The following is a 23,130-nucleotide window of genomic DNA, read 5'->3' on the forward strand; positions in this document are numbered from 1 at the left end:
ATTTGCCGCGGGGATTCCGTATGCTTATGCGTCGGTGGTCATGCGGATCGCGGAAGCGTTTCGAGGCTGTCCGGCCCCATCGTTTAGTGGCCTAGGACGCCGCCCTTTCACGGCGGTAGCACGGGTTCGAATCCCGTTGGGGTCACTGGCACAACATATAATTGAACAGCTTCACTATGAGGCCCTGTAGCGCAGTTGGTTAGCGTGCCGCCCTGTCACGGCGGAGGTCGCGGGTTCAAGTCCCGTCAGGGTCGCCACGGCGCGAAGCCCTTCCGAGCGGTTGTCCGCGAGCGAAGGGCTTCCGTCTAGAGGCCAGTCTTCTGGCTTCGGCTCTGTAGCTCAGTTGGTAGAGCGTTCGACTGAAAATCGAAAGGTCACCGGATCGATGCCGGTCGGAGCCACTGCCCCGTTTCCAGGCTTCTACTGGGAGCGGGGCTTTTTCGTAGCCTCCGCGAGGTAGTCAAAATTGGCGTCTGACTACATTTTGACTACAACTGAATTCGTAGCTACGTCATTCAGTGCGACCGCCACGGCATCCAGGTCGTCATCGAAGATGTCCGCATATACATCAAGCGTCATCGCGGCCGACGCGTGGCCGAGCATCCGCTGAACAGCTTTCACGTTCGCGCCCGCCGAGACCGCGAGCGACGCCGCGGTGTGACGCAGATCGTGGAGAGTCAATCGCGGGAAGGTCTCGTCCTTCTCCATACAGCGCGCGACCGCAGCGTTGAACACTCGGTTGCGATAATTGCCTGCGCGGAGAACACCGCCGTCAGACCCAGTGAAGACTGGATCTTCAGGGTCCCGCCTTGAGCACCGTTTTTCGAGCAAGCCAGACAAGACGTCCGGGAACGGAACCGATCGTCGCTCATGGTTCTTCGGCGTGCCCCAAATGATTACTCCGCGAGGCTCAGAGACGGCTCGCGCCACATCAATGCGACGACGGGCGAAGTCGACCCGATTGATTATTGACCTGCCATTTCGCCCCATCGAAGCCCCGTGTACGCAAGGAAGAGCACCACATCCCCTTGCTCCCCACACTCCTCCGCGAGGGCACGGACTTGCGGGTGTGTGAGATAGCCATGTTCGCGCGACGCTAGGCGTGGGAGCTGAATTCCTTCGGATGGGTTGTTGACCAGCCGGCCGTCCCGGATCGCATATCGAAACACTCCCGCCAGAACCAGATGGATTTGTCTGACCATCGAGGGGCCGAGAACTTCTGACAGCTCGCCAACCCACGCCTGGACATCGCCATGACGTACCTCAACAAGTCGCGTATCCCCCCATCGAGGCAAGACATACTTGTCAAGATGAAATCGATAGCCGGACCGAGAAGTTGGTTTGACTTGAACCTGCGCTCGGAACCAGTCCTCCGCGACTTGAGCGACGGGAGTCCGCGCTTTGGTCGGGCCGACCCCACTCCCCTCTGGCCTTTGCCACTTCGACGGTCGCCAGGAAAAGCTCGGCGTCACGCTTCGTCGTGAAGCCGCGCTTCATCGTGTTTCTGCGATCCGGCGTCCGGTACTGCACCCGGTAGCGTCTGCCTGAAGCCGTTTCGTATGACTCGACCGAGCCCACGTCGACACCCCCTGTCGTCCTCCCCTGATTATCCGCTCGAGGGCCGACATCTGCTGATCGGCTACCAGCCGAACGAGAGCGTCGATTGCTCTATCCGACCGATGGTCTCGGTCGATCTAAAGTTGGCCCGGGCGACGAACCCCGAGACGAACTAACTCAGCCCCCGGAGCCGGACCTTGGCGATGAACAGCCGCTCAGGAGGACGTCGAAGCGGAATAGGGCGACTGACCCGCAGGTTACGCGATCTGCCGCGGACGCCACTGCGACCACTGACGAACACCCAGTGAGGCCGCGGGCCCCGTGTCACGCCATTGATCCGAGACCCGCGGAGTCGGTGGGGGTATGGGCCGACTCGGCCGGAATCAGTCCAGGTGAAAGACCTCAGGCAGCACCTTCCACCATTCGCCTTCCTCTCGGTCTACGACAGGGCTCTGCAGGGGACCGCAGACTTCCCACCATGCTTGCGTGATCGGGTCTGCGGCCATACGGGCAAGGTCGGCTTCGAGGTCTTCGCCCACGTACTCCATGTAGGCAAACAGCAACTCGCCGTACCGGAAGATCGAATAATTGCGAATGTTGGAGGCTGTCAACTGTGCCAGAACCCCAGGCCAGGCGTTGGCGTGCAGCTCTTCGTACTCTGCGCGCCCGTCCGCGGGCAGTCCGATCACCGAGGAGATTCGCCGCATCAGACGCCTCTAACGGTGTCGAGTCGGAAGTCTACGTTCGCTTCCAGCCAGGCATGGGCGATGAGTTCATGGCCCAGAGCTGAAGGGTGGACGCCGTCCGGGGCTATCGCCGTAACTCCGAACTCGCTTGCTGCGGTAGTCAACATCTCGTGAGTCCTCACCAGACGGGCGCCGATCTCGGAAGCGATTCGCTCGATCGCCCGCTGCTTTCCGGCCAGCTCGTCGAGCCACTCCGTAGGCCGTTCAACCTGGGAGACGAGACAGAAGGGCTCGATGAACGATAGACCCTTCCCACGGTCGGCCACCGACTGGGCAAGCGACCGGTACGCGCGCTCGAAGCTGACATCATCGGTTGGGTCGTCGCTGTCGAAGCGTCTCCAGACATCGTTGACACCGACCGCGATCGTGACGTGGTCGAAGTCGAGCTCGAGCACTTGCGTGTTCCACCTGCGGACAAGGTCTCCGACACGGTCGCCTCCCACACCGAGATTGATGACGGTCGCCTCGCGATCGCGGGCCGCGAATTCGCTTGCGATGCGGACGACGTAGCCGTTGCCGAGCGACGAGCGGTCATTCCGGTCACGGCCGGCGTCGGTGATCGAGTCTCCAGCGAAGACGTAGCTGTGGGGATGCACGTGGCCCCCGACCGAAGCCATCATCGTCGTGGATCCCAGTCCCTGCCCAGTAGAGGCGCGGGGACCGCGGACGACGAGACGGGCACCGGGCTCTGACCAAAAGACGACGACTCGATCGCAAGCATGACGTCGAGGACATGGCGCGCAAGCTCGCCGCTCGCACGATGCGGACGACCTTCGCGGATCGCTTCGGCCATCTCTGCGACACCGATGCCTCGCGTGAGGCCGGCCGACTCGACGGTGTACTCCTCAGGCTCGAAGGAACCGGGTCGGTAGAGCCGAACCGTGCCGCCGAACTGATTCGGGTCAGGGAAGACGAGCGTTCCCTCGGTGCCCGTGATTTCGATGACCCCTGTGCGCACCAGGGCGGAATCGAAGCTGAAGACGGCCTGGCCCGCAGCGCCGTCCCGGAACTTCATTTGGGTCGAGTAATGGGTCGCCGTCGTCACATCGAACCCGGTCCCTGCCCGGGGACCGACCTGGATCGTACGTTGCGCCTTCGACGTCGACGCCGCAGCGTTGACGCTTGCGATTGGTCCTAGCGCTTGCACGAGGGCCGTCAAGTAGTACGGACCCATATCGAACAGCGGTCCTCCGCCCGGAGCAAACAGGAACTCCGGGTTTGGATGCGACACCTCCGGTCCCGGCGTCATGAACGCGGCATTCGCGAAGACCGGCTCACCGATCGCTCCGTCGCTGATCAGCCGGAGAGCACGCTGCACTCCGCGCCCGAGGAAGGTGTCGGGAGCACATCCGACCCGGACCCCCTGGCTCTCAGCGTCACTGAGCAACTCCCGCGCGTTGTCTCTGGACGTCGCCAACGGCTTCTCGCTCCAGACGTGCTTGTCCGCGTTCACGATCGCCCGAGAGACCTCCGCGTGCACTGCCGGGATCGTCAGATTGATGACGATCTCGATGTCATCCCTCTTCAGGAGCTGCTCGGGCGTTCCCGAGTTCGCGACATCGAACTTCTCGGCTTGGCTGCGCGCGCGATCCTGGTCGAGGTCCGCGAGGAAGCGAACGTCCATTCCTCCGAACGCGGTCAGATTCGTGAGGTACTGGTTGCTGATCATCCCGGTGCCGATGACACCGATTCCGACAGTTCTCATCTCGTTCATTTCTTGCTCTTCCATGCCGTGTGGCTCACCATTCGGTGAACGCGCCGTCGTCTGTTCGCCATGTCGGGGATCGCCATCGATGTCCACGTGATGCAGCGTGGGCGACGGCCTTCTCGTCGATGTCGACGCCGAGTCCCGGCTTCTCCCACGCCGGGATGGCGCCGTCGCGTAGCTGGAATGCATCGGGATCGACGAGGTAGCTGGTCAGATCGGCACCCACGTTGTAGTGGATGCCGAGACTGGTCTCCTGGATGAGGAAGTTCGGTGTTGCGAGGTCGAGCTGTAGACATGCCGCGAAGGCGATGGGGCCTAGCGGGCAATGCGGTGCAATGTGTGCGCCGTAGGTTTCGGCCTGGGCCGCGATTCGCCTGGACTCGGAGATTCCTCCGGCGTGCGAGAGGTCGGGTTGAACGACTGATACTCCTGCTTCGAGAACTGAACGGAAGTCCCATCGGGAGTACAGGCGCTCACCGGTCGCGACGGGGATCGCCGTGTTTGCCACGATCGACCCGAGGGTCGTTCCGAGTTCCGGCACGACGGGCTCTTCGATGAACATCGGCCGAAGCGGTTCGAGCAGTTTCGAGAGTTGACGTGCTGCCGCGACGGAGAGCCTCCCGTGGAAGTCCACAGCGACTCCTCCGTGCGGTCCCATCACCTCCGAAACTGCGGCGACGCGTTCCACGATCTCGTCGAGCTCGCGAGCGCTCGGATGAGCCGTCAGCCGTCCGGAGGCGTTCATCTTCACGGCTGTGAACCCCTGGTCGCGCCTCAACTCCGCTTGAGCGGCGACGTCCTGCGGGTGATCGCCGCCTATCCAGGAGTAGGTGCGGATCCGGTCGCGGACGCGACCGCCCAACAGCTGATGGACGGGTAGCCCGACATGCTTGCCGTAGATGTCCCAGAGCGCCTGATCGATTCCCGAGATCGCGCTCGAGAGGATGGGGCCTCCCCTGTAGAAGCCGCCCTTCGTGAGGACCTGCCAGGTGTCCTCGATCCGGAGTGGATCCGTCCCGACCAGATAATCCGCCATCTCGTCGATGGCTGCCCGGACCGTGTGGGCCCGCCCTTCGACGATGGGCTCGCCCCAACCGGAGGGGCCGGTGTCCGTGTCGACCTTCAGAAAGAGCCATCGTGGTTCCACGAGGTAGGTGGTCAGCGCTGTGATCTTCATCGTCGCCTGACCTCAGTAGCCGCGATCCGAGCGGACCATGCCTGCCAACTGGAGCTTTTCGCCGTCTCCCCGCTGCCGGGAAAACTCGCGAACGTTTTCTTCGGTCCGCTGGGCGAGGAGTCGCCAGTATGAGCGCTCCGGATTAGCCGAGTGGGAGGTGACGATGACATTGGGGAACTGCCAGAGCTCGTGACCCTCTGGCAGGGGCTCAGGGTCGACGACATCGAGGCCGGCACCCGCTATGGTTCCGGCTCGGAGCGCAGTCACAAGATCACTGGTCGCGACGAGGTCACCGCGGCCGACGTTGATCAGCCACGCCTCTGGGCGCATGAGCCCCAGCTCCGCGCTCGATATGAGGTGCCGTGTTTCCGGTGTCGATGGTGCCGCGAGGACCACGTACTCTGCGCGCGGCAGCCACTCGCGGAACGCCTCCCGAGGCACCACTTCATCCGCACCCGGCACGTCGTGCTGAGCGACGACCACAGCCCGCACGCCCAGCACTGTGAGCATCGGGAGCAACGCGGAGGTTATGCCCCCACCCCCGATGACCAGCGCCGTCGCGCCCTCGACCTGGGTGGTCAGCTTGTCCAGCTGCCAATGGGGCTCCCGGATGTGACGCGGAAGGTTCCGTGCGGCGGCGAGCATCAGCGCGACGACGTGCTCTGCGACCGCTCTGCCGTACAGTCCTGCGCTGCAGGTGAAGGCGACGGGCAGTTCGAACAGCCCTGCGCGCTGCCACGGCTCGACGCCTGCGTGGGGGAGCTGGACCCAGGCGATTCGGTCGTGGATGAGCTCGCGGAGTTCTTCGGGCTCGTCGGAACCGAAGTACACAATCGCTTCGGCGACCCCGAGCTCCGAGAGTTCGCCCCCGCCCGCGACGACGGCGGCCTCGAGCTCGGGGACGGACGCTGGGCCGACGAAGACGCGCCGTCGCACGCCATCGTCCAGTTCGGGAGCGGTCATGGCTGAATAGTATGACTAAACTGACTTTTAAGCAAAAGCGAATGATGGCGTAATTGTATTATTGATGTGATCGTTCAACGGCTGGAGGCATGGATGGGCATCGAAGACTTCCCGGCGACGATGTCGCGCCTCGCCAACGATGGCGGCCGCCTGTTCGACCAGCTGGTCGAGGAACTCGGCAGATCGATCGTCCTCGGCGTGTTCCCACCCGGCGAGCCGCTGTCAGCCGACCGGATCATCGCGGAGTTCGGGGTGTCACGCTCCGTGGTTCGTGAAGTTTTCCGGGCACTCGAGACCAAGGGGCTGATCGTGGCGCGACCGCGGGTCGGGACACGGGTCACACCCCAGGAGAATTGGAACTTCCTCGACCCCCAGGTGCTTAACTGGAGACTGCTCGGGCCCGAGCGCCAGAAGCAGATCACCGAACTGTTCCAGACGCGCTCGGCGATCGAGCCGATGGCAGCGAAGCTCGCCGCGACCTCGGAGACAGATGCGCTGATCGCCACCCTTGAGCGTGCGGTGTCGATGATGAGGGCTGCGCTCGAGTCTCGGGACGTGCACGCGTTCACTGAGGCGGACATTATTTTCCACACCGTTCTCCTGCGCGCGAGCGGGAACATGATGTTCGTCCGCCTCGAGGGTGCGCTCCGGGCTGCGCTGCGAGCGCGGGAGTCGGTCTTCGTGCCACTGACCGATCGAACGCGCCGCGGGCTCGCGCTGCATGACGAGCTCATCGAATCACTCCGGTCCGGCGATGCTTCGGGGGCCGAGTCGACGATGAGGACGCTGCTCGCCGGGGCGCACGAAGAGGTCAACGACACCGTTCGCGCCGAGTAGTCACCTGTTGGCGCCAGCGATCGCGGCGGTCAACCGTCCGATCTCCCCCGGCCGGCCCAGGCTCGATCCAACACCCAGAGCACTGGCCCCGGCTTCGATGAACCGGGCGGCGTTCCGCGAGTCGATGCCTCCCGTGGCGACGAATGACGCCTCCGGAAACGGCCCCGCCACAGCAGCGAACCATTCGGGCCCAAGCGCATCAGCCGGGAACGCCTTCATCCAGGTTGCGCCGAGATTCATGGCGGCTTGCACCTCGCTCGGTGTCGCCACGCCGGGCAGATGCGGCATACCGAGATCAAGGCTGGACTTCATGACGTCGGGATCGAAACCTGGGGAGATTGTGAAGGTCGCCCCCAGCCGACGAGCTCGCACGACGCCCTCGCGCGAGATCACGGTCCCGGCTCCCACGACCTCGCCCATTTCGCCCGCGAGCTCCGCCAAACGGACGAACAGCCGTTCCGACGCAGGACCTTGCACGGGAACCTCGACGATTCCGACTCGAGTGCCCCAGATGTCGCACGCGATCGGTCGGGCTACGTCCCACTCCATTCCGCGCAGGACCGCGATGATGGGCTTCTCGCCAATGACGCCGGCGAAATCGATCGTCATCGCACGACCTCCCCGGCCAATTCACTAAGCAGCTCAAGAGTCTGCCCATCGAACGGCGCCACATCCGCACTGCTCCGTAGTGCCACAGCGGCGACGATATGCCCCGCGGCGAGTTGCTCCGCGAGCCCGAGTCCGCTGTCCCACGCCCAGAGGAAGCCGGCGACGAACGCATCTCCCGCCCCGACCGGCTCGACCACGTCGACGCTCAGCGCGGGCGCGAAAGCCCGCTCGCGTCCAGCGAAGACATGCGCTCCGTTCGCCGCGTCCCGGACGACGACGATCTGAGGACCATCGAGCAGTTCTCTGACCTCGATCGGCTCGGCGACGCGCCAGAGCTCCCTTGCCTCATCGAGGCCGACGAAGACGATGTCGGCATTGTCGGCCAATTCCCGGAGCATGGGGGCCGCCTCGGACACACCCCAGAGACCGGGCCGATAGTTGACGTCGAACGAGTAGACGGTGTTCGGGATCGGTCGAGTCTCGAGGCCGAACCGGAGGAAATCGAGAGCGCCCTCCGACAACGCAGCCGTGATCCCGGTCAGGTGCGTGACTCGGGGGCACAACTCGCCGAGCGATTCCCACCAGCGGCGGTTCACCTCCGAGCCCGCAGACCCCTTCCGGTAGTACCGGACGCGAGTGCCTGCCGGCCCCGGGTCCTTGAAGAACACACCCGTCGACGCGGCGCTCACCCGAACTGTCGATACATCGATTCCATCGGCCGCGAGCTCCGCAAGAACGCGGGCGCCGAATGGATCATCGCCGACGCCCCCGCACCACGCCGAGGTCATCCCGAGCCTCGCTGCGTATCGAGCCACAGTCGACTCCGCCCCGGTCACCGAACTCGAGAAGCTCGCTGCGGTTCGCAACGGCCCGATGGGATCGGGCACGAGAACGATCATCGTCTCGCCGACCGCAAGGAGATCGACGGTGTCCTGTGAGCGGTTGACCCGACCGGAATTCATACGTCATACTAATCACACTAAATCGCTCAGAGGAAGTCGGATGGCCCGAAGCAGCAGCCCGTACACGAGAGTCGTACTCGATGTGGGCGGGCGAGACGTAGAAGTGCGTATCTACTATCCCGAGGGTGACGCGATGGATTTTGCCTCGCTGATCTGGCTCCACGGAGGCGGGTTTCGCCACGGATCCCTCGATATGGTCGAGTCCGATCTCGTCGCTCGCGAGGTCTCATCGCTGTCGGGCCACGCCGTGGTCTGCGTGGACTACGCGCTCGCGTCCGCGACCGCCCGGTATCCAACGCAGTTGATCGAGCTCGAATACGTCTGGCATTGGCTGCTCGATAAGGGCCAGGGTTATCGCTTGGACCCGCACCAGCTCCGTATTGGTGGTGCGAGCGCCGGCGGAAACCTCGCCGCCGCGGTGGCGCTGGCTGTGCGAAATGAGGAGCTCCGACCCGTCGGGCTAGCACTCGTCTACCCGGTGCTCGAGTGGGACATCCCACAGGATCCACAGCTCGCGGAGCAGATTCCGGAGCGCACTCTGATCTCCACTCGATCGTTGCGGTCCATGTTCGAGGCGTACACGGGAACGGATCTCACCCGCGTTCCGGCTGGAGCCGTACCCGGTCGATCGACAGCGCTCTCTGCCCTTCCAAGCACTCTCATAGTCACCGCGGAGCTCGACACTGTCCGCTACTCGGGACGAAGTCTCGCCGCGTCGCTCGCCCAGCTCGGGGTCCCTCACGTGCTGACGGAGCTCCCCGGTGCTCTCCATGGATTCCTCGACGAGCAGGATTCCGCTGACTTCCACGCTGCGGTCGACGAGATCTCGCGGTGGCTCGTCACCGAAGGCGAACTGTGTAAGAAGAACCGAACGCGAACACATCGAATGGACGGCACATGCCCGACTTGACCACGGAGATCAAACGCACGAGACCCGACTACACGGTCTTCGCGCCCGCGAGCACCGATCCGACGGGAGCGACCACCGGGAACGAGCACTTCCTCGTCGAGAAGATCCCTGGCGGTGGGCTGATCGCCGTCTGGACCCAGAGCAGCATCGAGGGAGCCGACGACCAGCACATCGTATTCGCGCGAAGCCAAGACGAGGGCGAAACCTGGTCGGAGGCTAGGACCATTGCGGGTCCCGACGCGGCTACCGGCACAGGAATGGCGAGCTGGGGGTTCCCGCTCGTCTCCGAGCGCGGGCGCATCTACGTCGTTTTCAGCCGGCACACGGGCGTCAACGACATCTACACGCACACCACCGGCGTGATGACGGCGATCTACTCCGACGACCTCGGTGAGACATGGTCGCAGGCTGCCACGCTCGACCTGCCACGCTCGATCTGGGACAACCCCGATCCGGCGGTGCCTTCGAACTGCATCGTGTGGCAGAAGCCCACGCGCGTCTCCGACGGCAAGCACTTCGTCGGTCTCACTCGATGGATCAGTCCGGCCCTAGGCGAGGACCGCGTCGGGTCTGTTGTCGAGTTCCTTCGCTTCCCGAATGTCGACCTGCACCCCGAGCCGCAAGACCTGCAGGTCGAGGCCTTCTCGACGAACGAGCACGCCCTGCGCCTAGACGGGCACGTCCTCCAAGAGCCGAGCATCGTCCCGCTTCCTGACGGACGACTCTTCTGCGTCATGCGTTCCAACGCGGGCAGCCCGTTCTGGTCGCAGTCCTCGGATGCGGGCCGGAGCTGGTCCCAGCCACGTCCGCTCCTCCAGCACGACGACGGTCCCGTGATGCCTCACCCGCTCAGCCCATGCCCGATCTACGCGGGACCCGACGAGGAGTACGCGTTCTTCTATCACAACCACGATGGGCACTTCCAGCGATTCGTCCCGGCCGACTGGGAGCCGCATCGCCGCCCGATCTGCCTTGCGCGCGGCCGCTTCAGGGCAGGGGCCGAGCAGCCCGTGTGGTTCTCCGATCCGTTCTACTTCATGGACAGCGGGGGCGTGAAGCTCATCCGCGAAGGGATGTCGCTCTACAGCTCCGTCACCGAGACCGAGGACGGGATCGTGCTGTGGTACCCGGACCGGAAGTTCTTCCTCCTCGGACGCCGCATCACCACTGCGGAGCTCTCGGCGCTCGAGATCGTCGACCCTGCCGTCCCGGACAAGAAGTTCACGCTCGGAGTGATCGGATGACCGCACAGGATCGGCTGATCGGGTCGACCAGGCGCGCGGCCGTTCAGCTGTTCACCGTCCGCGACGCCGTGGCACAGGGTCTGGAAGCGACACTCGACCGCCTCGCGGATATCGGCTACCACGAGGTCGAGCTGTACGACTTCGTCGATCAGCCTGCTCGATTCGCGGACGCGCTCGCTCGGTCCACTGTGCGCGCGCCGGTAGGACACGCCCCGTTCCTGCATCTGGACTGGACGCGGATCTTCGATGCCGCCTCCACGCTCGGCCTGACCACGGTCATCAATCCGAGCAGCGCCGCTGCGTCATGGAGCGACCCGGACTACTCTCTCCGCCTCGCCGACACCCTGAACGACGCCGCCGACCAAGCGCGGGCCTACGGACTCACCGTCGGCTATCACAATCACTCCTACGAATTCGAGAACCTGCGGGGCGACGAGCCCGCGTTCCTGGGATTCGCGCACAGGCTGGATCCTCGGGTCGTGCTCGAGGTCGACACGTACTGGGCTGCCGTCGGGGGCGTGAATGTCATTGAGCTGTTGACGGAGCTCGGCGATCGCGTGCGGTACCTGCACGTGAAGGACGGCCCGTTGACCAAAGTCGGCGCGGAGCAGCTCCCGCTCGGCGCAGGCCTGATGCCGGTTGCGGAAATCCTGGCCGCAGCTCCCCGTGCGCTGGGCATCGTCGAGATGGACGGATACGCCGGCGGTGATGTCTTCGACGCTCTCGCCGAGAGCCTGCGATTCCTCGAGGACCACGGCTGGAGCGCTTCATGAGATTCGGGAGAATCGGTGCCCCAGGGTCGGAAATCCCCGCGCTCTGGGACGACGGCCGCTGGTTCGACCTGAGGAAGATCACCGACGACATCGACGGAGCTTTCCTCGCAGCGGGAGTCGATACCGCCCGGACACATTTCCGCAACGGCGACCTGCGCGAGATTCAGCCTCCAGGAGGCCGGATCGGCGCCCCAATCGGCCCGCCGAGCAAGATCATCTGCATCGGGGTGAACTATGCAGACCACGCCGCAGAGAGCGGAATGGCGACACCCGAGGAGCCGGTGGTCTTCATGAAGGACCCCGGCACGATCGTCGGACCACACGACGACGTCCTGATTCCGCCCGGCTCGACCAAAACCGATTGGGAGGTCGAACTCGGCGTCGTCATCGGTGCAGAGGCCCGGTACCTCGCGTCGCCCGACCACGCAGCCGACGTCATCGTGGGCTACGTGCTGTCTCACGACGTCTCGGAACGCGAGTACCAACTCGAACGAGGGGGCCAGTGGGACAAAGGAAAGAGCTGCGACACATTCAACCCGCTGGGACCGGTTCTGGTCACACATGACGAGGTCCCCGACCCGCAAGCCCTGGGTCTTCGGCTCTGGGTCAACGGTTCAGAAAGACAGAACGGTTCGACGTCGCAAATGGTCTTTGGCGTGAATCATATCGTCTGGTATCTGAGCCAGTTCATGGTCCTTCGGCCGGGTGACCTGATCAACACGGGCACCCCGGCCGGAGTCGCGCTCGGCCTTCCTGACCAGCCATATCTTCGGGCCGGCGATGTCGTCGAGCTCGAGATCGAGGGGCTCGGAAGAGCTCGGAACGTTTTCATCGATACCAAATTTGCGAGAAACGCATGAGCGAGTTCAACGGGTTGGTCGCCGCGGTGACCGGCGGCGCCTCCGGCATCGGGCTCGCCACGGCGATTCATCTCGCTGAACGCGGTGCAGAGGTGGCAGTACTCGACCTGGACGGCACCTCCGTCGAGCCTCCGCTCATCGGCTTCTCGGCCGATGTGACGTCGCGTACATCTCTATCTCAGGCGTTCGCACGAGTCGAAAACCAGTTCGGTCGACTCGACATCCTCATCAACAACGCCGGAATCAGCGCGGTAGGCACGGTCGAGGAGAACGACGACGACGAGTGGTCGCGCGTGCTCGATATCAACGTTGTCGGCATGGCGCGAACGTCGGCGCTCGCCCTCCCGCTGCTGCGGCGCTCACCCGCTGCCACCATCGTCAATGTCTGCTCGATAGCGGCATTGAACGGGCTCCCACGTCGCGCGCTCTACGGCGCGTCGAAAGGGGCCGTGCTCGCCCTGACCTACGCGATGGCGGCCGATCACGTTCGCGAAGGCGTCCGTGTCAACTGTGTGAGTCCCGGCACGGTCAGCACGCCGTTCGTCGACCGGATGCTGAGGTCCTTCCCTGACCCGGTCGCCGAGCGCGCCGCTTTGGACGCACGCCAGGCGACCGGCAGGATGGTTACGCCGGAGGAGGTCGCGTCGGCGATCGCCTATCTTGCGAGCCCGTCGTCCGGATCGACGACAGGGACCGCGCTCGAGGTGGATGGCGGCGTCCACACGTTGCGCGTGCGCCCCGCCTAGCCTTCGTTCGAACCCTCGGTCATCCAGGCCGACCAGAAGTCGGCGTCGACCCCACGCTCGTACAGGTCGAGGTTGCGCCGGACTTCGGTCGTGTTCCGCATCCCGAGCACGACGCTCGCAACGTGAGGAGACGTCAACGGGAAGGCAATCGCCGCGGCGGGTACCGTGATGCCGAATGACGTGCAAAGGGGCCCGAGGGCCGCCACTCTGCGCCTTACGTCGCCCGACGCAGGGAGGTATTCGAAGGTGGCTGCCTCATCCGGGACGTCGGTCGCCAGTATCCCCGAGTTGAACGCTCCGGCCGCGATGATCGAGCGGCCATTGCGTTGTGCTTCGGGGAGCGCTGCAGCACCGGCCGATTGATCGAGCAGCGTGTAGCGGCCTGCCAGCATCGCCGTCGTTGCTCCTTGAGCGAATCCTTCGACAGTGGCTTCTGACGAGTTGGTTCCCGGTCCCGCCGCGCGGATCGTCCCGTGCGCCACGAGGCTGTTCAAAGTGTCTATCGCTTCCGCAAGGGCCGCAGGGTGGTGCTGGTCGGGGTCGTGCGCGAAGGCGATATCGATGTGCTCGACGCGGAGTCGCTCAAGGCTCTGCTGAAGTGACTGACGAATGCCGTCCGGAGAGAAGTCCCAGACGCGTACGCGATCGTCGGGAACATCGAATCCCTCCGTGTCTCGCCCCTGCGGGTGCGCATTAGGGGCCAAGAGCCTGCCGACCTTCGTCGAGAGCACATACTCGGAGCGCGGGTACGGCGCCAGCGCACGCCCAAGGCGTTCTTCGGCGAGACCGAGTCCGTAATGCGGCGCTGTGTCGAAATAGCGCACACCGCCCTCCCAGGCAGCGTCGACCGCACGGCGAGCGTCGTCTTCCGAAACAGTCGTTCGAAGGTTGCCGAGCGAAGCTGAACCGAACCCCACCTCGGTGAGGACGATTTCGGTGCCATGGAGATGGCGCGCCTTCATGGATCCCCCACCTGATAGATCTCAACAGCCGTGCCAGCCCAGAACCGCTCCGCCTCGCGCGGCGAGAGATCGCACATGAGTTCAGAGGCGATCATCAACCACTGCGCATAGGAACCATCGCGCAGGACGAGAGGCCAGTCCGACCCCCACATGAGACGGGCGGGGCCGAAGCTCAACAACGCCACGTCGCGGATCCGCCGGCCGTGGATCTCGTGAGCCGATCCCTGCAGGGCGGACAGCCGGAGCCCCGAGAACTTGGCAGCCGTGTTCTCGGCGGCGGCAATGGAGACAAGAAGGTGCTCCCACGTGTCCAGCGCGGCTGCATCAACCGGCGGGTAGCCGAGATGATCGAGCACGAACTGCACATCGGGCAGCGCCTGAACCAGATCGGGGATAAACGGAAGCTGCCTGGCGTTGACGACCAATTCCACTGGGAGGCCAGCCCTGCCGACCGCTGCGATACCTCGCCTGACGTCGTCGCGTTCCAGCCAGCCGGTGTCGGGTTCGAGATGGGTCAAGTGACGCACTCCGACCAGCTTGGCGCCTCCTTGCCGGGCACGGAGATCCGCGATTTGGCGACCGACGTCAGTACCTACGAGATCGACCCATCCCACGACACCCGCGGCGCCCACCTGCGCGGCGACATCGAGCAGCCATGCCGTCTCTTCCTCGGTGTTCACCGTCTGGACGAGGATCGCGCTTTCGATGCCTGCGGACAGGAGGAGTTCGCGGTGTTGTACAGGCCCGAAGTCTCGGGCAAGCTCCGGCATCATGACGGGCTCAATCCACGGCTGCGGGGTACGAGACAGCTCCCAGAGATGCTGATGCGCATCCACGATTACCCGGTCGGGATTCTGGCTCACGCCGAGGCTCCTATGTCGGAAGCGCTGATCAGGATCCGCGCCTCGACAGCGTGCGGTTCCAGGTCATACGCGCTCAGCGGCCCGGGTCCGCACGCGGCGGTTCCGATCCCGTGCTGAGCGAAGTCCAGCTCGACGTACGTGTTCCCGTCTGGGGCGAGAAGGTCGACGTGGTCGATCCGTGTCAGATCGGCGGTCGACCAGTGCCGGGCCGAAAAGCTGAATGCGCGGCCCTCGATGAGAAGCGATCGGCGACCATCGTCCAAGCTCACCGCGGTGACATCGGCTCGCGAACCGTTCTCCTGCGGCCGGACATAGGGCGTCGAGAGTTCGGACACGCTCAGCGTGTGCCTGCCCCATCGGGTCGCCTGCCCGGTATCGGGATACTTCGGTCCAGGCCCGGAGCCCACCCAGCTCGACGTCGTGAACTCGTGGGCGAAGACCATGACGACTCCGATCCTCGGCCAGGTGCCCGTCCACCCCTCATCCGGTCTGACGCGCACATCCAGCGCGAGACGGCCGTCATCGCGACAGGTCCAGCTCAAGTCGAACGCGATCTCGCGGTCATCTCCCGGTGCGGCCACCATGTATTCGACGTCGATTCGATCCTGTTCGATCACTGTGGATGCGCGGCGCTGCACGAGCCGATCGAGGCCGTCTTCCCTCCAACGTATGTCCGAAGGCACGGGCCGGCGTCGGTCGCCCTTGCCTCGATCGTTGTCCGTAGGAGCCCGCCACAGCTGAAGCTCGGGACCGCTCACTGGGATTCCGCCAAGGAGGACCAGTTCACCCGTTTGCAGATCGAACTCGCCGGCTCCGAGTCGCAGCTTGCCGTCGGGTGAAGACGTGGCGATGATCGCGGCGGCGGCCGGTGTCGGGTGGCCGGGCGAGTTCGGGTGCCGGGACTGCGCCCACGCGATCTCGTGACCGGCGGAGCACCATGCGGTGGCGTGTCGCGTGACGACCGACATGATCATGGTGGCGCTGTCCGCCCAGATCCGGTGCATCTCCTCGCCGCGCGGGATGGGAATCGTGGTGGACTCGTGCGGCGGACACTCAATTGGCGGGAGCGAGCCGCGAACGACAGTGCCATCGATCGTATCGACTCGCCACTCGACATCGAATGTCGAGAGGTCGACGAAATCGTGCATATTGACGATCGAGAGGCGACCCCAGGAGTCGTCGATCGTCATGCGGATCGGCTCGATGACCTTCTTGAAGTCGAGGAGGCCCGGACGTGGGCGGCGATCGGCCGACACCAACCCGTCGATCACGAAGTTGCCGTCGTGGACGACCTCACCGAAGTCGCCGCCATAGGCGAAGCCGGCGTCGTCGGGAGACCGCCTGATCCCGTGCTCGAGCCATTCCCAGACGAACCCACCGGCGAGTCGTGGATACCGTTCGAAGAGCTCCTGGTACTCCGTCAATCCGCCTGGGCCGTTCCCCATGGCGTGGACATATTCGCAGAGCACAAACGGCAGAGTCCTCCGATGCGCGTCGGCGTCAATCTCTTCGAGCGGCGGCTCTTCGAAGCGGCCGATCAGTTCGACCTCCTGGTGCGTCGCGTACATCCGGGAGTAGACGTCTACCTGCGTGCTCGCCCACTCTCCTTCATAGTGGATGAGGCGCGAAGCGTCGCGCGAGCGTGCTGCTGCGGCCATCGCTTCGATGTTCGTCCCGGTGCCGGCTTCGTTTCCCAGAGACCACATGATGATGGATGGGTGATTCTTGTCGCGCTCGATCATCCGCGACATCCGGTCCACCAGCGCATCCCGGTAGGCGGGATCATCCGTGGGGTTCGCTCGCCAGTCGGCGAGCTGGAAACCGTGGGTCTCGAAATCGCACTCGTCGATGACATAGAAGCCGAGTTCGTCGGCGAGGTCGAGCATGTCGGGGCGCGGCGGATAGTGCGAAGTGCGGATCGCGTTGATGTTGTGCTGCTTCATCAGTTTCAGCTCGTCGACCACGACCTCGCGCGGCACGGCCCGGCCGAAGTCCGGGTGATGCTCGTGGCGGTTCACCCCCTTCAGCACGATCGGCCGGCCATTCAGGCGCAGCTCGGCATCGACCACCTCGACCGTGCGGAAACCGATGGGAATCGAGATCGTCTCATGCGCCGTGGTGACGGTGAGTTCGTAGAGCCGCGGCGTCTCGGCGGACCACCCGCGTACTGGACCGATATCCATCAGGTCGCCCGTTAGGTTGACCGTTTTCAGTTCGGCGATCGTCGACTCCGCGTCGATCCGGCTCCCGTCTGCACCCGAGACATCGACGCTGATGAGTCCATGCCCGTCGGAGAACGCCGTTCGCACGAAGACGTCCTCCACGGCGCCAGGCGGCGTCGACAAGAGGGTGACATCACGGAAGATTCCTGGAAGCCACCACATGTCCTGGTCTTCGAGATAGCTCGCGGCCGAATACTGCGAGACGCGGACGAGCAGGACGTTGTCAGTCTGTCGAAGGAGCGGGCTGACGTCGAATTCGCTCGGGAGCCTGCTCCCCCGCGTCGTTCCCAAGCACTGCCCGTTGAACCAGACCTCGCCGGCCGAGTCGATGCCATCGAAACGGAGTCGAGCGCCCCGGAGGAACTCGGGCTCGACATCGAACCTCAGCAGATGATCGGCTGTCGGATTGGCATCGGGCGGGAACGGAGGCGTGAGCGGGAACGGATAGCGACGATTGGTGTAATTCGGCGCGCCGTACCCGTGGATCGGCATCGACCACGACGACGGGACGGGTATCGACTCCCAGCTCGAGTACGTCTCGGCATGAGTCCACACGTCTGCCGGCGCATCAACGCGTGACGGCCACCAGGCGAAGCTCCATGTTCCGTTCAGGCTCATACTGGGCAGCGTCGTCGTGAATCGCGCGCGCGGGGCGAGGGCCCCCCAGCCGGGTCCGGCGTTCGTCAGGTCGTCCGCGACAGGCTTATCGCTCATTCTTTGGACGAGCCTGCGAGCATGCCGGCGACCAGGGTCCGTTGGGAGAATAAGAACAGGACGAGCACTGGAAGGACGGCGAGGATCACTGCGAGCGCCAACTCGGGTCGGTTGATGTCCAGCTGCGCGCCGCCGACGGCCGGGTTGAACGCGGGGGTGGACGAAAGCAGCTCCTGAAGGCCGAGTTGGATCGGGTAGTCGTCGTTCTTGGCCAGCATCACGAGCGGAACGAAGTAGTTGTTCCAGTTGGCGACGAAGCTGAAGAACGCCAGCAGGGCGATGATCGGCTTCGCGAGGGGGACTGCGATCCGCCGGAAGACGTCCCACTCGGAGCACCCGTCGATGCGTGCAGCGTCGAGCAGGTTCTTCGGCACGCTCGTGGAGTAGTAGATATAGGTCAGGTAGACGCCGAACGGGTAGAACGAGAACGGCAGGATCACGGACAACGGAGTGCCTGTCAGGTGGACGCTGCTGAGCTCCAGGTAGATCGGGAGAACGAGCGCCGACCCGGGCATGAGCATCACAAGAAGCGTGAGGCTGAGGAGGATCCTCCTGCCGCGGAAGCGGGTCATGGCGAGTGCGTAACCGGCGGGAACGCTCGCGATCACGGTGAGCAGGAGCGCTGCGATTGAATAGAAGGCCGAGTTCCTCAACCACACCCAAATGGCGCCGTCTTGGAACGCCGCCAGGTGATTCCACGCGGCGACGACGTTCTCGAAGGAGCCGAACGCCAGCGGGTTGGTGTGGGCGAGCGACGAGTCGACCTTGGTCGGCGTGACGACGAGCCAGATCACCGGAACGACGAAGAAGATGAGCATGAAGAGCAGCAACACCCATATGAGCGTTCGGGACACAGCCTTCCCGGCGATACCTGTGCCGCGTCTTCCGCGGGCTTCGTGAGCGTAGGTCATGCGTCATCCTTCGTGCTGAAGAGCCCGGTACGAGAAACGATGAGCGCCGCCGCTACTAGGCCGATCACGAGCAAGTACAGCGAGATTGCTGCGGCACCGTTGAAATCGTTGTTGTCGAATGCGTACGAGTACGCGAGCTGGTTGGGCGACCAGGTCGGATTGATCCCGCTGCCGCTCGCGTTGTACACGAGCTGAGGCTCCGCGAAGATCTGCGTGCCGCCGGCGAACGCGAGGATCGCCATGTACGCGATCCACTGCTTGATCATTGGGATTTGAATGCGCCACGCGATCTGCCACGTGGACGCGCCATCGACGCGCGCCGCGTCCATGATCTCCAGCGGGATGTTGTTGAGGGCCCCGTACATGACGACGATCCACCCACCGGCGCCCGTCCAGAACGCCATGATCACGAAGATCGTCGCCAGGTTGCCAGGCGCGATGACCGCAGTGAAGCTGGTGAATCCAAGCGCGTTGAGGAGCCCGGACGCCGGGCTGACGGCTGGGTCAAGCATGAATAGCCAGACCAGGATGCCAGCCACGCCGACGAGTGCGCCAGGGAGATAGAAGACGAACCGGAACGCGGACGACACCGCGCGGGCTCGCTGATGCAGGATGAGGGCAAGTCCGATCGTCATGACCAGAAGGACGACCAGCCAGATCACAACGTATCCGGCGGCGTTCAGAAAGGCCAGGGGGAAACGGAAGTCCTGCGCCGTGCGGATGAACTGACCGAGGCCGACGAATTGACCGTCCGCGTTGGTCAACGCCAAGTAGATGGCATAGAAGGTCGGCAGGACGCCGAACACTGTCAGCAGGATCGCATACAGCGATACGAAGCCGTAGCCGGCCAAGCCGGATCGCCGCGCGACGCGACGACCCGGCTTCGACTGGCCAACCGTCACAACTGCAGGGCGAGCCTGAGTGTTGAGAGTTGACATTTCTACAATCTCACTTCTTTACTGTGTATCCGACCGTGCCGGCGAGCTGCTCTGCCTGAGCCTGCCAGGTCGGGAGGGTGGAAAGCACGGTCTTCTTCGCAACTAGCTCGGGAAGGATCGTGTTAGCCCAGATCGTCTGCTGGTTGACGCGGCTGGTCTGGGACCATCCTGACCAGATGCTCCCCGCCGCCTTTGTGAAGGCTGGAGCCACGTCGTTCGCGAAGTAGCTCGTGTTCTCCGGGTTGGCGAGCCACCGCCTTCGCGGCCGGCGCGTAAGCGGGGTAGGTCGGCGCGGACGCCTGCGCAGCGTTCGAGGTCGTCAGCCACTGGACGAGCTTCGAGGACGCTGCGAGGTTCTTGCTGTGCGATGAGATCCACCACAGTCCGCCACCGACGTTGCCGGTGGACTTCGTGCCGTCGTTCGCCCAGGTGAGGGTGCGGCCGCCGCCATCTGTCCGGAGGGGACCTTCAGAGCGGCGTCGAAGACGTACTTGCCGTACCAGGACGGACCCACGAGAGCGAGCGTCTTGTCGCTGTACTTTTGGGTGTACGCGGCACCGCTGAACACTCCGTCGGTCACAACGGTGCCGTTGGCGATCATGTGGTCGAGCAGGTTGGCCACGCGGGTGCACTTCTGCGAGGACGTGTCAGAGGAGAACGTCTTGCCGTCCAGCGTGTTAGCCGGGCACTCGCTCGCCCAGAAGTACACCAGCGGAGCGTTGTTGTCGCCTACGGTCCCCAGGACGTATCCCGGGTGGTCTTTGGCGACCTTGTCCGAGAGATCCTGCAGGTCCTCCCACGTCTTAGGTACCGAATAGCCGAACTGGTCGAATAGCGTTTTGTTGTACCAGAAGACATTCTGGGCGACGTCGTTCCGGATGCAGTACAGGCGGCCGTTCACCGTGCAGGGGTCGAGAGACCCCTTCGCGAAGCCGTCGATCTTGCTCTGGGGGAAGATGCCCTGGTCGAGCGGCGCGGCAAACGGCGTCTTGCCGGAGGTCGAGGTCTCGATCCCGCTCATCGCCGTCGTGAATACGACGTCCGGCCAACCGCTGCCGGCACGGTCGAACAGTGCGACCTTGGTTTGAAGCGTCCCGGGAGCGCCGTCGTACGTGACGATCTTCATCTTCACGTGCGGGTTCTCTTCCTGGTATTTCTGAACGGTCGGCAGTCGCGAGGAGTCCGCCCAGACCGTGATCGTGGAGTTCTTGTCTTGCTTCGCCTCCTTGAAGCTGCCACTGGTGGCTGCAGGCGCGCTCGCGCTCGCGCAACCGGCCAGCGTCACGGCGATCGCTGCTGCGGCGACCACCGCCTTGATCGTTCGGCGTCGACTTTCGGGTGACGTCATCGTCGTTCCTTTCGTGATTGTTGGGGGTTCATAGTGCGAGGGTCGGGTCGAGCAAAGGGTCGCCGAGGGCGACGTCGAGCGCATCCGTGCGACGCTCGCGTTCGATGTAAGTCTCCAGCGCCGCCGGGTAGTCCAGGCCTACGGGCAGGCCGATCCCCGGCGTGCGCGGCGCATGGACCAGCCCGTCCGCAGTCACGATGGACTCCCTCCGCACCGGGTTCGTGGTGACCAGCGACTCGTAGTAGCTGGTGTTCGAGATCATCATGGCAAGGTGCTGGTTCGGCAGGTCCGAGCCATGCACCTCCGCCCTCAAGCGGAAGGCGTCCGCGAGGTGGGCCGTGCGCAGCGATCCGGTGATCCCGCCGCGAAGGGCTGCGCTCGCCCGCACGCCGAACGTCGCGGCACCCGCCCGGATGAAGTCGCCCGAGTTCATGTGCGCTCCATCCGAGGTCTCGGCGACCAGCAGCGGCACGCTCACGCTCTTCGCGAGCTGGGCGTAGGCGCTCACGCTGAACTCTCGCATCGGCTCTTCGTACCAGAGGTAGTCGGCGTCCGAGAGCGCCCGGCCGAGTCGGATCGCGTCCGGCAGGTCGAACCCCGCCGAGCCGTCGTACATGAGGTCGATCTCGGGCCCGACATGATCACGCAGCGCGAGGCAGAGGGCTGCATCGCGAGCCGCATCTCCCCACGCGTGGAGCTTGATTGCGCGGTACCCCAGGTCCAGGGCCTGATCGGCGACGTCGAGGAACTCGGCGACGCTGTCGAACGTCGACGTCGACGCGTAGGCAGGGATCGATGTGCGAAAGGCACCGCCGACCTCCCACACCGGGGAGCCGTAGTAGCGTCCGGCGAGGTCCCAGAGCGCCACGTCCACGATCCCGAGGATCGGGAGCGGGAATTCCTCGATCCTGTCCAGTTCCCACATGCGGTGCCAGAGCCACTCTCTTTGAAGCGGGTCCTGGCCGATGAGCTCGGCACGCAGCAACCGCTCGACAACGTCCTCGAGGGGCGCAGCGCTCCCAGCACGCGGCGCGAACGCGACACCCTCAATGCCCGCGTCAGTGCCTACGCGCAGAACCGCGCGCGGCCCGCCTCCGGCACTCGACGGCAGTCCGCCGCGCCAATGGAACGGCACACCGTCAGGCGTGTTCACGCGGAAGGTCTCAACGTGGGTAATCTTCATTGATCCACAATCGGTCGATGGGATGACTGGTTCCGTAAACGTATTACGTTTGACGAATGTTGTCAATCGACAGCGTAAACTATTCGTGAATTCGCGACGAACCCCGAAGGAGCCGATGATGAGTGACACCACGAGCCTGGTGACGTCCCGAGGCCGCCCACTGCGCCTGAGCCAGAGCGTGGTGCGCGATCTGATCGGACAGATTGTCAATGGCGACATCAAGCCTGGAACGACCCTTCCTACCGAGCCGGCGCTTTGCGACGCATTCGAGGTGAGCCGCCCCGTCATCCGAGAGGCCGTGAAAGTGCTCGAGCAGAAGGGGCTCGTGCGGGTCCGACAGGGCGACGGAACGACGGTCCGCCCCCGGTCGGAGTGGAACCTCCTGGATCCGTCCGTCCTACCGCTGCTTCTGGAACGCGACACCGAGCCGCAGCTCAAGCACGACGTCATCGCCCTCAGACGCGACCTCGAATCCGACATGGTCCGGCGCGCGGCATCCCAGCTCTCCGAAGCCGACTACGCGGAGATGGAGGGCCACCTACGGACCATGGACTCCGACCTCGATCCCCTCGCGCTCCGAATGGCGGACTCGGCATTCCACGGCGTGATCCATCGCGCATCCGGCAACGAGATCGCGCGAACAGTGGTGACGCTGCTGGTCTCGGAGGCCCGCGAGGTCAGTTTTCTGGGTACCGTCCCGTCGCACTACTACCGCGAGTCGAACGCTCAGCACAGACGAATTCGCGAACTGCTGCAAGTGGGCGACGCGGAGGCCGCCGCCGAGTGCATGGCGGAACACATTTCGACTCAGTGGCTCTTGCGGAGAGAACCCGCCTGAGGCGTTGCGCCTTTCCTAGTCATTTGACAGGAGTCGTCAAACGTAATACGTTTCGACAC

The 23,130-nt window shown here is 64.3% G+C and carries 24 protein-coding genes and 3 tRNA genes; 10 read left to right on the top strand and 17 right to left on the bottom strand.

Translation table 11 applies throughout. From position 1 onward, the window contains the following. The first annotated feature begins 72 nt into the window (after positions 1–72). The 3 genes from ACQ86A_RS18125 to ACQ86A_RS18135 all read left to right on the top strand — a co-directional run bounded on the left by ACQ86A_RS18125 (position 73) and on the right by ACQ86A_RS18135 (position 401). Positions 73–145: transfer RNA gene (locus ACQ86A_RS18125), tRNA-Glu, on the top strand. Positions 146–180: 35 nt separating this feature from the next. Then, positions 181–257: transfer RNA gene (locus tag ACQ86A_RS18130), tRNA-Asp, on the top strand. A 71-nt stretch (positions 258–328) separates the two neighbouring features. Continuing rightward, positions 329–401, top strand: a tRNA-Phe gene (locus tag ACQ86A_RS18135). Between the two features lie 76 nt (positions 402–477). Here the strand turns inward: ACQ86A_RS18135 and ACQ86A_RS18140 are convergent. The 7 genes from ACQ86A_RS18140 to ACQ86A_RS18170 all read right to left on the bottom strand — a co-directional run bounded on the left by ACQ86A_RS18140 (position 478) and on the right by ACQ86A_RS18170 (position 6,151). Next, entirely contained in the window at positions 478–990 is a 513-nt protein-coding gene (locus ACQ86A_RS18140) for a site-specific integrase (protein WP_431278311.1), read from the bottom strand. Further along, entirely contained in the window at positions 966–1,472 is a 507-nt protein-coding gene (locus ACQ86A_RS18145; protein WP_431278312.1) for a tyrosine-type recombinase/integrase, read from the bottom strand. The genes ACQ86A_RS18140 and ACQ86A_RS18145 overlap by 25 nt, the downstream gene beginning before the upstream one ends. 468 nt (positions 1,473–1,940) lie before the next feature. After that, positions 1,941–2,264: an L-rhamnose mutarotase gene (locus ACQ86A_RS18150; RefSeq protein ID WP_431278313.1), complete on the bottom strand. Its 324-nt coding sequence runs from the start codon at positions 2,262–2,264 to the stop codon at positions 1,941–1,943. Beyond that, positions 2,264–2,923: an SGNH/GDSL hydrolase family protein gene (locus ACQ86A_RS18155; protein WP_431278314.1), complete on the bottom strand. Its 660-nt coding sequence runs from the start codon at positions 2,921–2,923 to the stop codon at positions 2,264–2,266. Before ACQ86A_RS18155 ends, ACQ86A_RS18150 begins: the two co-directional genes overlap by 1 nt. Further along, positions 2,920–4,008: a Gfo/Idh/MocA family protein gene (locus tag ACQ86A_RS18160; protein WP_431278315.1), complete on the bottom strand. Its 1,089-nt coding sequence runs from the start codon at positions 4,006–4,008 to the stop codon at positions 2,920–2,922. Before ACQ86A_RS18160 ends, ACQ86A_RS18155 begins: the two co-directional genes overlap by 4 nt. Positions 4,009–4,042: 34 nt before the next feature. Next, positions 4,043–5,188: a galactonate dehydratase gene (gene dgoD / locus ACQ86A_RS18165; protein ID WP_431278316.1), complete on the bottom strand. Its 1,146-nt coding sequence runs from the start codon at positions 5,186–5,188 to the stop codon at positions 4,043–4,045. A 12-nt stretch (positions 5,189–5,200) separates the two neighbouring features. Beyond that, on the bottom strand, positions 5,201–6,151 hold the full coding sequence (locus tag ACQ86A_RS18170; protein WP_431278317.1) for an NAD(P)-dependent oxidoreductase: 951 nt from the start codon (positions 6,149–6,151) through the stop codon (positions 5,201–5,203). 93 nt (positions 6,152–6,244) lie between these two features. Here ACQ86A_RS18170 and ACQ86A_RS18175 point away from each other — a divergent pair, with 93 nt between their 5' ends. Beyond that, positions 6,245–6,988: a FadR/GntR family transcriptional regulator gene (locus ACQ86A_RS18175; protein ID WP_431278318.1), complete on the top strand. Its 744-nt coding sequence runs from the start codon at positions 6,245–6,247 to the stop codon at positions 6,986–6,988. Here the strand turns inward: ACQ86A_RS18175 and ACQ86A_RS18180 are convergent, their stop codons facing one another. Both ACQ86A_RS18180 and ACQ86A_RS18185 read right to left on the bottom strand, forming a co-directional pair. Beyond that, entirely contained in the window at positions 6,989–7,597 is a 609-nt protein-coding gene (locus ACQ86A_RS18180; RefSeq protein WP_431278319.1) for a bifunctional 4-hydroxy-2-oxoglutarate aldolase/2-dehydro-3-deoxy-phosphogluconate aldolase, read from the bottom strand. Next, on the bottom strand, positions 7,594–8,559 hold the full coding sequence (locus ACQ86A_RS18185) for a sugar kinase (protein ID WP_431278320.1): 966 nt from the start codon (positions 8,557–8,559) through the stop codon (positions 7,594–7,596). The genes ACQ86A_RS18180 and ACQ86A_RS18185 overlap by 4 nt, the downstream gene beginning before the upstream one ends. Before the next feature lie 40 nt (positions 8,560–8,599). On the opposite strand from ACQ86A_RS18185, the gene ACQ86A_RS18190 reads away from it, so the two are divergent. From ACQ86A_RS18190 to ACQ86A_RS18210, 5 genes are read left to right on the top strand one after another with little or no spacing between them, the layout of a single operon-like run. After that, positions 8,600–9,469, top strand: a complete 870-nt coding sequence (locus tag ACQ86A_RS18190; protein WP_431278321.1) for an alpha/beta hydrolase — start codon at positions 8,600–8,602, stop codon at positions 9,467–9,469. Next, positions 9,457–10,713 (top strand): sialidase family protein, encoded by a 1,257-nt coding sequence (locus ACQ86A_RS18195; RefSeq protein WP_431278322.1) that lies wholly within the window; start codon positions 9,457–9,459, stop codon positions 10,711–10,713. Before ACQ86A_RS18190 ends, ACQ86A_RS18195 begins: the two co-directional genes overlap by 13 nt. Next, positions 10,710–11,486, top strand: a complete 777-nt coding sequence (locus ACQ86A_RS18200; RefSeq protein WP_431278323.1) for a sugar phosphate isomerase/epimerase family protein — start codon at positions 10,710–10,712, stop codon at positions 11,484–11,486. Before ACQ86A_RS18195 ends, ACQ86A_RS18200 begins: the two co-directional genes overlap by 4 nt. Continuing rightward, positions 11,483–12,346: a fumarylacetoacetate hydrolase family protein gene (locus ACQ86A_RS18205; protein WP_431278324.1), complete on the top strand. Its 864-nt coding sequence runs from the start codon at positions 11,483–11,485 to the stop codon at positions 12,344–12,346. Before ACQ86A_RS18200 ends, ACQ86A_RS18205 begins: the two co-directional genes overlap by 4 nt. Beyond that, positions 12,343–13,092, top strand: coding sequence for an SDR family NAD(P)-dependent oxidoreductase (locus ACQ86A_RS18210; protein WP_431278325.1), 750 nt, complete (start codon positions 12,343–12,345; stop codon positions 13,090–13,092). Before ACQ86A_RS18205 ends, ACQ86A_RS18210 begins: the two co-directional genes overlap by 4 nt. Here ACQ86A_RS18210 and ACQ86A_RS18215 read toward each other — a convergent pair. The 8 genes from ACQ86A_RS18215 to ACQ86A_RS18250 form a co-directional block, all read right to left on the bottom strand. After that, positions 13,089–14,054, bottom strand: coding sequence for an aldo/keto reductase (locus tag ACQ86A_RS18215; protein WP_431278326.1), 966 nt, complete (start codon positions 14,052–14,054; stop codon positions 13,089–13,091). The two genes, ACQ86A_RS18210 and ACQ86A_RS18215, sit on opposite strands and share 4 nt — an antisense overlap. Continuing rightward, positions 14,051–14,917, bottom strand: coding sequence for an amidohydrolase family protein (locus ACQ86A_RS18220; protein WP_431278327.1), 867 nt, complete (start codon positions 14,915–14,917; stop codon positions 14,051–14,053). The genes ACQ86A_RS18215 and ACQ86A_RS18220 overlap by 4 nt, the downstream gene beginning before the upstream one ends. Then, the gene (locus ACQ86A_RS18225) at positions 14,914–17,853 is read right to left on the bottom strand and encodes a glycoside hydrolase family 2 TIM barrel-domain containing protein (protein ID WP_431278328.1); all 2,940 of its coding nucleotides are present in this window, start codon (positions 17,851–17,853) and stop codon (positions 14,914–14,916) included. The genes ACQ86A_RS18220 and ACQ86A_RS18225 overlap by 4 nt, the downstream gene beginning before the upstream one ends. Next, the gene (locus ACQ86A_RS18230) at positions 17,850–18,764 is read right to left on the bottom strand and encodes a carbohydrate ABC transporter permease (RefSeq protein ID WP_431278329.1); all 915 of its coding nucleotides are present in this window, start codon (positions 18,762–18,764) and stop codon (positions 17,850–17,852) included. The genes ACQ86A_RS18225 and ACQ86A_RS18230 overlap by 4 nt, the downstream gene beginning before the upstream one ends. Beyond that, a complete protein-coding gene (locus tag ACQ86A_RS18235) occupies positions 18,761–19,702 on the bottom strand; it encodes a carbohydrate ABC transporter permease (protein WP_431278330.1) in 942 nt (313 codons plus the stop codon). The genes ACQ86A_RS18230 and ACQ86A_RS18235 overlap by 4 nt, the downstream gene beginning before the upstream one ends. Before the next feature lie 10 nt (positions 19,703–19,712). Next, entirely contained in the window at positions 19,713–19,913 is a 201-nt protein-coding gene (locus ACQ86A_RS18240) for a hypothetical protein (RefSeq protein ID WP_431278331.1), read from the bottom strand. A gap of 108 nt (positions 19,914–20,021) precedes the next feature. After that, on the bottom strand, positions 20,022–21,050 hold the full coding sequence (locus ACQ86A_RS18245; RefSeq protein ID WP_431278332.1) for an ABC transporter substrate-binding protein: 1,029 nt from the start codon (positions 21,048–21,050) through the stop codon (positions 20,022–20,024). Between the two features lie 28 nt (positions 21,051–21,078). Beyond that, on the bottom strand, positions 21,079–22,233 hold the full coding sequence (locus ACQ86A_RS18250) for an enolase C-terminal domain-like protein (RefSeq protein ID WP_431278333.1): 1,155 nt from the start codon (positions 22,231–22,233) through the stop codon (positions 21,079–21,081). A 118-nt stretch (positions 22,234–22,351) separates the two neighbouring features. On the opposite strand from ACQ86A_RS18250, the gene ACQ86A_RS18255 reads away from it, so the two are divergent. Continuing rightward, complete coding sequence (locus ACQ86A_RS18255; protein ID WP_431278334.1) at positions 22,352–23,071, top strand: FadR/GntR family transcriptional regulator; 720 nt, start codon at positions 22,352–22,354, stop codon at positions 23,069–23,071. Positions 23,072–23,130: the final 59 nt, after the last annotated feature.

This window comes from Leifsonia poae, assembly GCF_050632195.1.
GTDB lineage: Bacteria > Actinomycetota > Actinomycetes > Actinomycetales > Microbacteriaceae > Leifsonia > Leifsonia poae_C.